Raw genomic sequence first — 490 nt, forward strand, 5'->3', positions numbered from 1 at the left:
AAACTGGTGGTGCGGATCATTTACAAACAAGTCATTTCGATTTGAGACATTATTAGATCCTCGTCAAATTCAGTAATTCTCAGTCCTAAAGCTCGTTCAGTTGCATTAGAAAACTCATTTTCTTTTTGTTGAATCCCTAAATCATCCAGCACCATTTTTAAAAATCGAGACTGCCGATCAAGAATAAGCAAAATGAAATTTGAATATTCAACCTCGCTGTTTTCTTGATCCGTTCGCTTCGCCGAGACTACATTTACTAATGTGATGAACGCAACTATTGCACCACCTGAGGACAAAAATACACCGATCGAATTCAATATATCGATGATAGGACTATCTACATCGTTTGCAAATGAGTAAACGATGGCGAAAAGATAAAAGCCAATCATTGTATAAGTGACTTCAGATACATACTTGTCGAAATACTTTCTCATTTCTATATTACTATCTCAAATACTGCTAAATCGGCTTAACGCCCGCTTAAGTGGTG

The 490-nt window shown here is 36.5% G+C and carries 1 protein-coding gene; it reads right to left on the reverse strand.

The annotated features are described in order from the left end of the window. Nucleotides 1-20: 20 nt before the first annotated feature. Nucleotides 21-434, reverse strand: coding sequence for a hypothetical protein (locus tag PL85_RS15980; protein ID WP_147288196.1), 414 nt, complete (start codon nucleotides 432-434; stop codon nucleotides 21-23). Between the last annotated feature and the right edge of the window lie 56 nt (nucleotides 435-490).

Source organism: Vibrio anguillarum (genome assembly GCF_001989995.2).
GTDB classification, from domain to species: domain Bacteria; phylum Pseudomonadota; class Gammaproteobacteria; order Enterobacterales; family Vibrionaceae; genus Vibrio; species Vibrio anguillarum.

What these genes read in the sequence shown, in the direction of transcription:
- PL85_RS15980 (WP_147288196.1), bottom strand. Translation starts at nt 434, where the DNA reads ATGAGAAAGTATTTCGACAAGTATGTATCTGAAGTCACTTATACAATG.